The organism is Okeania sp. SIO3B5 (assembly GCF_010692555.1).
Lineage (GTDB): Bacteria > Cyanobacteriota > Cyanobacteriia > Cyanobacteriales > Microcoleaceae > Okeania.
Genome location: NZ_JAAHHG010000394.1, coordinates 1 through 9642, shown reverse-complemented (window position 1 = coordinate 9642; position 9642 = coordinate 1). Strand labels below are relative to the sequence as shown.

Genomic DNA, 9642 nt, shown 5'->3' with positions numbered 1-9642 from the left:
TATCTTATAAAGCCAAGATGGTAGGGATAGATGTAATTATTACAGAAGAATCTTATACCTCCGCATCAAGTTTTATAGATAATGATTTGATTCCTGTTTACAAGAAAGGTGAGAAAAATCAAGTCACTTTCTCAGGAAAAAGAATAAAAAGAGGTTTGTATCGTACCGCAAGCAAAGGATTCATTAATGCTGATGTGAACGGTTCTTTAAACATTATGAAAAAAGCAGTCCCAAATGCATTTGACTATGGGATAGAGGGTGTTGTAGTTCACCCAGTCAGGATAACACCTGCAAAATAAGGATATGTCATATTTGACCATATTTTTATGAACTATTGTAGAATTACAATATTAAGATAAAATGTAACTATGAATATTACTTTAAGTCCAGAACAAGAAAAATTTATTCAATCCCAAATTGCTAAGGGAAGATATACTAACATTCAACAAGCAGTTGATGAAGCTTTAAAATTGTTAGAAAAACAAGAGATTACTCCTACAGAGTTAGAGGAAAAATCAACTCATCAACTGGATAAATTAGCTGGAACTTGGACAGAAACTGATGAAATTGAATTTTTAGAGAATACTCAGCCTTTTAGAAAGATTGAGACAAATTTATGGAAATAAAACCGATTTTATTAGATACTAATGCTTATACTGCTTTTAAACGTAATGTATCTGATGCAGTAGAAGTTATTAATAATACTCCTTTAATCGGCCTTAATAGTGTTATTTTAGGAGAATTATTAGGGGGATTTGCTGTAGGAACAAAAGAAGCGATAAATCGCGATGAATTAAAACAATTTCTGAGTATTGAGAAGGTAAAAGTTTTTGTTATTGATAATGAGACTGCTGAATATTATGCCATGGTTTATCGTGGTTTAAGAACAAAGGGAAACCCTATTCCTACCAATGATATGTGGATTGCATCCACAGCATTACAGCATAATTTATCATTGTTTAGTTATGACAAGCATTTTCAAGCTGTAAATAGATTAGTTACAGGTACTTGTTTATCTGATTTGATGGTTAAATAAGTTTTGAAGAAGAAAGTTTTTCCTAATTAGGGTTTGCTGATTAAATTTCAAATAATTACCAGATAAAGGTTTTAGCATTTTTAGGTATTGAAAAAGTACATGGTTTTCAGCTCTTCATGGTCATGCATGGAGCGCATTTTTAGCGCATAGTTGGGCAAAAAAATTCTCCCCTACTCCCCTACTCCCCTACTCCCCCGCTCCCCTACTCCTTAAAAAGACTTTTTCAGCAAGCCCTAATTAGTAGTGGTAGGGTGTGTGAGCGGAACGAAGTGGAGTATCACGCACCATTTTTCCCATTAGACATCTCCAATAATCAAAAATCAAATCAATCATCCCGCTGTTATCCATCAATTCTTTTTCCCAACTCCCTCTTTTGGAGGAGATATCTAATATGGGTAGACCAATTCACCAACGCCGAATATCTTATAAAAGTTTATATAATTTTTAAACTATGGTAACTCAAAAAGTGAGTATTTGGGGTAATTCCCTTGGAGTTATACTTCCGCAAGCGATTATTCAAGAGGTGGGCTTAAAAGAAGGAACAACTGTTTCTATATCTACTGAAGGTAATAAAATTATTCTTTCCCCTACTAAACCTAAATACAGCCTTGACGAGCTACTTAAAAAGGCTACTCCAGATATGCAGCATGATGAAGTGACGTTCTCCTAAATCAAATCAAAGTAGTAGGGTGTGTGAGCGGAACGAAGTGGAGTATCACGCACCATTTTTCCCATTAGACATCTCCAATAATCAAAAATAAAATAATTACCCTAATGTTATTTATCAATTCTTTCTCCCTGTTCCCTACTCTCTCTTTTGGAGGAAATGTCCAATAGGGGTAGGGGTGCGTTACGCTATCGCTAACGACACCCTATTCACTCACTGCGCGTCTTCCTCTCTCCGCGTCTCCGTGTCTCCCCCTCCCCGCGTCCTTATCCACTCAAATTGGAAAAACATACCCTTGTAAGCTACTCCCTACTCCCTAATAATGAATAATATTAATAATAAATTCAAACAATTAAAAATCTGGCTAGGAATAGGAGTAGCGATCGCTTTTCTTTCTATTTCCCTATACGCAATAATAAGCTCCCCAAAATTAGTCACTGCAAAAACTATACCTGAAAAAAAAGAGGTGCGTGGAGTCTGGATAACTAATGTTAGTAGTACCGTATTATTCGCTCCCTGGGGAATAAACCGCGCCCTCCGTCAACTTTCTCAACTCAACTTCAACACTGTTTATCCCGTAACCTGGAATAGAGGTAACACATTTTATCCCAGTGACCTTGCTCGAAAAGTTACAGGTCAACCTCAAGACCCTACTCTTGCCACATTTCGCCTTGGTGGAGATGTACTCAGAGAGATATTTACACAGTCCCACCGCCAAGGTTTACGAGTCATCCCTTGGTTTGAATATGGTTTCATGGCACCAATAAATTCTTTGTTAGTCAAACGCCATCCCCACTGGGTAACAACCAGTCTTGATAAAAATAGAAATTTTTCCGAAGATATATTTGAATTAGAACTGAAAGACCTGCTCCCAGAATCAGATGAACAGTCCTTATTAACAACACTAAAACAGTCACTCTCTATCAATAATGTTTGGCTTAACCCCATTCACCCCCAAGTGCAAAAATTTTTTATCGACCTAGTATTAGAAGTTGTCAAAACATACGATGTCGATGGCATTCAAATAGACGATCGCTTTGCCATGCCAGTACAATTAGGCTACGATCCAATTACAGTCCGCCTCTACAGAGAGCAACATCAAGGTAAAATGCCTCCAGAAGATTTTACAGATCCAGAATGGATGCAATGGCGGGCAAATCAAATAACCGCTTTAATGGAAAGACTTTATAAAGCCGTCAAAGCAGTTAAACCTAATTGTATTGTATCCTTGTCTTCTAATCCTGATGACTTTGCTTATAAATTATATCTGCAAGACTGGCCAACTTGGATAAAGCGAGGTATAGTAGATGAATTTGTTTTACAAGTGTATCGAAATAGTTTACCTTCATTTTTAACAGAATTGGAACAGCCAGAAGTAAAATTGGCCAAAAGTAAAATTCCTGTCAGTATAGGTATTCTCACAGGCACCATGAAAACACCCATGAAAATAGAGCAAATTCAACAACAAGTAAAAGCAGTGCGCGATCGCCACTTTGCCGGAGTATCTTTTTTCTATTGGGAAACCTTATGGGGTTATCTGACTCCAAATTCACCCCAAGAGCGGCGGACTGGTTTCAAGCAAATGTTTCCTACCTCTGTCTCTCGCCCTAGAGGTGAGTAGGGGAGTAGGGGAGTGGGGGAGTAGGGGAGTGGGGGAGTGGGGGAGTGTGGGAAGACTGTAGGTTGGGTTGACGCAGGAAACCCAACAAATTTAGGCGTTGCTGATTCTGGGTATGATTAGGCCCCCCTAGCCCCCCAATTCTGGGGGGAACAAGAGTCAATTTGCCTCTAAAAGTCCCCCAATTTTGGGGGATGCGCGGGGGCGAGTGATGTAGCAAATGAGACTTCTCAGACAACCTCTAACGGGAGCATTGACTTAATCAACGAATAACGATATAATACGTTAAAAAGCATACCATTAGATAGACTGCCCTCAATCTCTATGAAATCCATCAGAACCAAACTCAAATTAAATAATCAACAAAAAACTCTGATGGCACAACACGCAGGTTATAGTAGGTGGTGCTACAACTGGGGTTTAAGTCTATGGAATGCTGCATATATTGATGGTTACAAGCCCAACCCTCGTAAACTCAGAGAGGTTTTTACCAATCACACAAAACCACTTTATCCTTGGATGAAAAACTTATCATCTAAAGTTTATCAATATGCTTTTATTAACTTGGGTGAAGCATTTAAGAGGTTCTTCCAAGGCTTAGGTAAACGCCCAAGGTTTAAAAAGAAAGGTAAGTCTGATTCATTCACAATAGACAATTGTGGAAAACCCATAGAATTAAACGGATGGAATCACAAATTACCTTTTATTGGTATAGTCAAAACTTACGAACCAATTGAAGCAACAACTAAAAAAATAACAATCAGCAGACAAGCTGGTGACTGGTATTTAAGTTGCAGCTATGAATTTACTCCGACTTCAACACCAAAAACCACAGAAGTTGTAGGTGTAGATTTAGGAATTAAGACACTAGCAACACTCAGCACAGGTGAAGTATTCAAGAGTATTAAGCCTTACAAAAAAGCGCAAAACAGACTGGCTAAATTACAACGACAACTGAGTAAAAAAGTAAAGCATTCAAGGAATTGGCACAAAGCAGTAGTCAAGGTAGCCAAACAACATAGACGAGTAGCTAACATCCGTAAAGATGCACTCGATCAACTTACAACTTATGTAGCCAAAAACCACGGCACTGTTGTGATTGAAGATTTAAATGTGTCCGGAATGTTAGCCAACCATAAGCTAGCCAAGTCAATAGCAGACCAAGGCTTTTATGAGTTTAGAAGACAGCTAGAATACAAGTGTCAATGGTACGACTGTGAATTAGTAATAGTTGATAGATTTTTTCCATCATCAAAAACTTGCTCTAATTGTGGTCATGTACAGGATATGCCTTTAAACATTAGAACTTATGACTGCCCAGAATGTGGTATATCAATAGACCGAGACTTGAATGCCTCAATTAATTTAAGGAATGCGGTCGGCTTGACCGTTGATGCCTGTGGACGGAGTGCTGCCGACAGTTCCGGTGGAAGCAGGAAGTAAACATTAAAATGTCACTAATTATGACGTTTTATATCGGTTTTATGAAGCAGTCTACCGCCAAGAAATAAATTTCTTGTCACAGTAGAAGTCATCTAAAGACGACTAAAGATAGCTGATTTATTATGGCTAGTTAACTAATTAATGAGACTGGATATAACTACGAGCTTGCCCTTGCAATACTTAATATTATGCATTAGGGATAGAACAAAACTACCGAATAATTAAGGTTTAAAGCCTTTCCTTTAAAGGATAAACAATGAATTAATTTTCCTTTGAATCAATCCTATCCGTTTTCAAGGAGAGATAATTATTAATTATTAATTATTAATTATTAATTGTTGAAGAGCTTGTGTCTATTACTAAATCATACTATTATACATCCCATACTAAATCCAAAGCCATCGGCTGGGGTTTTTGGTTGCAGTGGGTATTTTTCACTGTTGTCGGCTTTTTAGTCAGTTTAATATTTGTAGAAATAGGCATTAGACCCTATATTGGTGCTTTTTCAGGAGCTATCGGCGGTGGCATCATCGGATTGGCCCAATGGTTGGTGCTGAGAAATTATATCTTCCGAAGTAGATGGTGGGTTGTAATAAATATTGTGACATGGTTATTAATCGGGGCCAGTAGTTTAGGAGCATTAGGTTGGATAGCCCCACGAACAGAACAAATTTTAGTCAGGCTATTTCATGGGTTGATTAATGGAGCTATTGTGGGGGCAATTTTGGGATTAGGCCAATGGTTTGTACTCAGGAAGCAAATTTATGGGGAAGAATGGTGGATAATTGCTAATATTATTGCTTGGGCTATAGGTTTATCCCTTGGTTGGGCAGTGGGTGGATTTATTTATGGGGCCATCGGTCTATTTATTAGTGAGGTAATAGGTCTTTTGGTGACATGGTTGTTTGTGGCTGTTGTTACTGGTATTGCTCTGGTACGATTATATTCGGGTCGGTGAAGAATTAACTAGCAGTTAGCTATTAGCAGTCAGCGTGGATAGTTCAAATAAGGCGCGACATCTAAAAGCTTGGGTTGAAATTCCCCTTCTAATATCAAATCCTTTGACTACGGTTCCCGAGAAATCGGAGTAATATAATTCCGTCGATTTTTATACCATGTGTAAGGGCGAATGGCCATTAGCCCCTACGGCTTTTAATAATTAATCATCAACCTTCTTCCTTGTGCTATGTTGTTCACAGAAAATATGGACATAATTCCAAATTCTAATTTCCAATTTCCCATTTCCTTATGATTCAAATTAGTTCATTTCTGACTTTTAACTTTTAACTTCATTTCTTACTTTTGACTTTTGACTTTTGACTTTTGACTTGTTTGTTGACTTTTAACTTTTGAGTTAATTACTTACTTTTGATTTACAGCGCTTTCCGCTGTTATAAGCTACACCCATCCCGGGCAAGATGCCCGCACTACAATATTTTCACTATTCATCTTGTACATCATTTGCCCGAAATATGCTGTAATTTTGAGTTAATTTCTAACTTTTAACTTTATAACTTCATTTCTTACTTTTGACTGAATTTTGAGTTAATTACTTACTTTTAACTTTTAACTTCATTTCTTACTTTTGACTTTTGACTTTTGACTTTTGACTTGTTTGTTAACTTTTGACTTTTGACTTTTGACTTTATCACTATGGTTCAAACTAATTTCAAAACTGCTAATCAATTGTTGCGGGAGGGCAAGCTCGATGATGCTGTGGCTGCTTACCGTGAGGCGATCGCTCTTAATCCTGGTTTTTCCCATGGCCATCATAATTTGGGGGAAGCTTTGGTTAAGGTGGGGCAGATAGATGAGGCGATCGCTGCTTTTCGTCAGGCTGTGGCCATAAATCCTCAAGCTTCCTGGTCTCTCTACAAATTGGGAGTTTTGTTACAGGGTGAAGGTCAATTTCAGGAGGCTGTGGGTTATTTTCGTCAGGCCGTGGAGCAGAAGACTGATGTGCCGGAGTTTTATCTTGGTTTGGGAGCGGTGTTAGTGAAGTTGGGGCAATGGTCGGAGGCAGAGCAGTGTCTTGACAAAGTGGTAAATATGTTGTATGCAAATGTGGGTAAGTTTCATGGAACGTCCCTACAGACAGAGGCTTATTATTATTTGGGGGCGGCTAAGTCTGGGCAGCAGCAATGGTCTGAGGCGGTGGAGTTTTATCGTCGGAGTTGGGAGATGAGTCCCGGTGGGGTTGATTGTTGTTTGGGTTTGGCTGAGGCTTTGGGTAAGTTGGGACAATGGTCCGAGGCGGTGGAATTTTATCGTCAGGTGGTGGTCTTGTCTGGGGAGTCTGGTGAGGTATGGTATGGTTTGGGTCAGGCTTTGGGGCAGTTGGGTAGATGGGAGGAGGCTGTTGTTGAGTATGGACGGGCAATTAGTTTGGGTTTTGCTGGGGCCGAGGTGAGGCATCATTTGGGGTTTGCTTTGGGACAGTTGGGTAGATGGGAGGAGGCTGTTGTTGAGTATCGGTTGGTGTTGGAGATTAATCCGAAGTCGGCTGTAGTGAGGCATCAGTTGGGGTATGGGTTGATGTGGTTGGGTAGGTGGCGGGAGGCGGAGGTTGAGTTGCGGAAAGCTTTGGAGTTGCATCCTGAGTCTGCTGTTGCTTGGCAGCAGTTGGGGGATGTTTTGCAGGAGTTGGGGGAAAGGGATAAGGCGGTTGAGGCTTATCGAAAGGCGTTGGAGATTGAACCAGACAAGCTGGATGCTGAAGAAAAACTTGATCGATTGCTGTATCAGCAGATTAAAGGCAAATTAGAACAAAATGTGGCTAATTTAGTTGAAGATGCAGACAAGGCAATTACTACTGACACAGACAGGCAAACCCTAAGTACCAATCGCAATGTACATGAAATCGCAAACGAATTAAATCCGTCGCTGAAAAGTCAAGACTCTAAATTTTTAGTTAGGGAGTTTCATGGTTCTATAGATTCATTTGATAGATACAATGCTCATGGTTGGGTGGCTAGCACTGAATTAACTTTCGATCGGGTAAGGCTACTTTTACAAAATCTCGATCTAGGTGTAATTCCTATTTCTCAAGTAAAAACTGATTCTAAAGACTTAAACTATTCAAAGGCTGAATTTGTTGCTCATTTGGGAGGAATACTACAATTTTCAGCAGCCAACTTGTGTCGCTCTGAAATAAGTTTGATTCCAGATAAGAAAGATATTGAAATTAGCGAAGCCACACCTGTGAAAGTGGAAATTAGTGATTTTTGGCATGAGTCTGTAACATTTAATCCCCTTTTTTGTCATCAGGAAAGAACGGATTTTCCTATAGCACTTCAAAGCCTATCTCTAACAGATGCAAATGAACTCTTATGCATATTTATTGCCAATAAAAACTATGCCAAAAAAGAAATAAAAATAGAATTTGTCCAGGAAAACGACAATTTATTTAGAAACCACAGGGATATCGAAGTTATAGGGGATTTTCGATGTAGTTTGTTATCAGAGTTTGTGCCGTTAAGAATATCTTGTAGGAAACTTGTTAGCCCTTTATTGATTGTGGTTAAAGATTTGAATGATGTTATATTGTTCATTGATTGTATTCCGTATCCTAACCTTTTGAGTCGTACAAATCAGTTATTTACTGAACATTTGTGCTTACTCAATAATATGCCAAAAAATAGGGCTTTATCAAGATTATCTTTGCAAATTCTTACCAATCAAGTAAAATTAAATCAAATAAAGTTGAACTCTTTTCTTCCTTTGCAGGAAATGAGTATAGTTGTAGTGGATTTATTTAACACTCAAATACCAAGAGAATTAGGGACAGCAAGAGAAAATATAGATTTATTGCCTCTGAAAGAATGCTATCTATATCAGCTAGTAAATCCTACTCCACCTTTTAAAGGCTTTCAGCTAGTTTCCTACGGAAAAGAGCCAGATATTAATCAACTCTTAAAAAAGATTGAAGATATTTCTTTATTAAAGAGTTTTATTACTGAAAGCTTTAAGTCAAAATACACATTACTTATAGATAAACATACAATTTTAAGACCAGATTTTTTTAATTTTGTCATAGAATACTTTTATTCAGAAAAACAGGATTCTATTTATGACATTTTCTATTGGAATTCGTTGGTTTATCCCATGGGTAAAACTCCTTTACTACTACAAAGAAGTTCATTCATCTATCCTGAAGTTACTATTAATGATGGTATCCCTGTATTCTCTATGCTGGTATCTACTGGGTTTTTGGCTGAACACATAGAGGATTTGCTAAGGCTAGATCCCCTTAAGCCACAATTTTCTAGTTTGATTGGTATGGCAGAGCCAAATAAGGTTAAGTTTATTCCCGAGTATCTGGAAGTTGTTGAAGTGCCAATAGCTCAGATCGGCAACAAAGAAGCAAAAAAATTACCAGAATCAAAAATCAAAATTACTGATGACTCACAACTTAAAGGGTTTCACTCAATCAAAACAAGGGAAAAAAATTTGTTTCTTTCAGAAAGTACATACAACAAATTTACTCAATTGAAAGGAATATCTATAATTATTAATTTTAGAGATAAAGAAGAATTAACAAATCTTTGCCTGCAATCGATTAAGATGCAAAAGTTTGAAGCTAAATTGCAGATAATCTTAGTAAATAATCGCTCGAAACCAGAACAACGTCAGTCTGTATTAGAAAAAGCTCAGGAACTTTTCGGAAAAGCAGCGGTTAAAATAATTGATTATCAATTCCCTTTCAATCATAGCGAGCAATGTAATATTGGTGCTAGAGAAGCTGAATACAATCTCTTGGTGTTAATGAATAATGATGTGGTACTTGGTTCTGAAGACTTATTATCAAAACTTTCAGCTTACTGTTTGTTACCAAAGGTTGCTACGGTAGGTTGTAAAGTTTTAGCTAGAAAGCCTTCA

At 37.9% G+C, this 9642-nt stretch carries 7 protein-coding genes and 1 pseudogene; all 8 read left to right on the top strand.

Annotated elements, in window-relative coordinates; genetic code table 11:
• Nucleotides 1-299: pseudogene (locus F6K54_RS33075) on the top strand (RNA-guided endonuclease TnpB family protein); the annotation flags it as partial.
• A gap of 69 nt (nucleotides 300-368) precedes the next feature.
• A complete protein-coding gene (locus tag F6K54_RS33070) occupies nucleotides 369-626 on the top strand; it encodes a type II toxin-antitoxin system ParD family antitoxin (protein WP_293087546.1) in 258 nt (85 codons plus the stop codon).
• Nucleotides 617-1036 (top strand): type II toxin-antitoxin system VapC family toxin, encoded by a 420-nt coding sequence (locus tag F6K54_RS33065; protein ID WP_293087543.1) that lies wholly within the window; start codon nucleotides 617-619, stop codon nucleotides 1034-1036. Before F6K54_RS33070 ends, F6K54_RS33065 begins: the two co-directional genes overlap by 10 nt.
• Nucleotides 1037-1487: 451 nt before the next feature.
• Complete coding sequence (locus F6K54_RS33060; RefSeq protein ID WP_293087540.1) at nucleotides 1488-1706, top strand: AbrB/MazE/SpoVT family DNA-binding domain-containing protein; 219 nt, start codon at nucleotides 1488-1490, stop codon at nucleotides 1704-1706.
• A gap of 319 nt (nucleotides 1707-2025) precedes the next feature.
• Complete coding sequence (locus F6K54_RS33055) at nucleotides 2026-3324, top strand: glycoside hydrolase family 10 protein (protein ID WP_293087537.1); 1299 nt, start codon at nucleotides 2026-2028, stop codon at nucleotides 3322-3324.
• Nucleotides 3325-3639: 315 nt separating this feature from the next.
• On the top strand, nucleotides 3640-4764 hold the full coding sequence (locus F6K54_RS33050) for an RNA-guided endonuclease TnpB family protein (RefSeq protein ID WP_293087549.1): 1125 nt from the start codon (nucleotides 3640-3642) through the stop codon (nucleotides 4762-4764).
• Between the two features lie 349 nt (nucleotides 4765-5113).
• The gene (locus tag F6K54_RS33045) at nucleotides 5114-5722 is read left to right on the top strand and encodes a hypothetical protein (protein ID WP_293087534.1); all 609 of its coding nucleotides are present in this window, start codon (nucleotides 5114-5116) and stop codon (nucleotides 5720-5722) included.
• Between the two features lie 695 nt (nucleotides 5723-6417).
• Nucleotides 6418-9642: tetratricopeptide repeat protein (locus F6K54_RS33040; protein WP_293087531.1), on the top strand; the 3225-nt coding region annotated here is incomplete at its 3' end.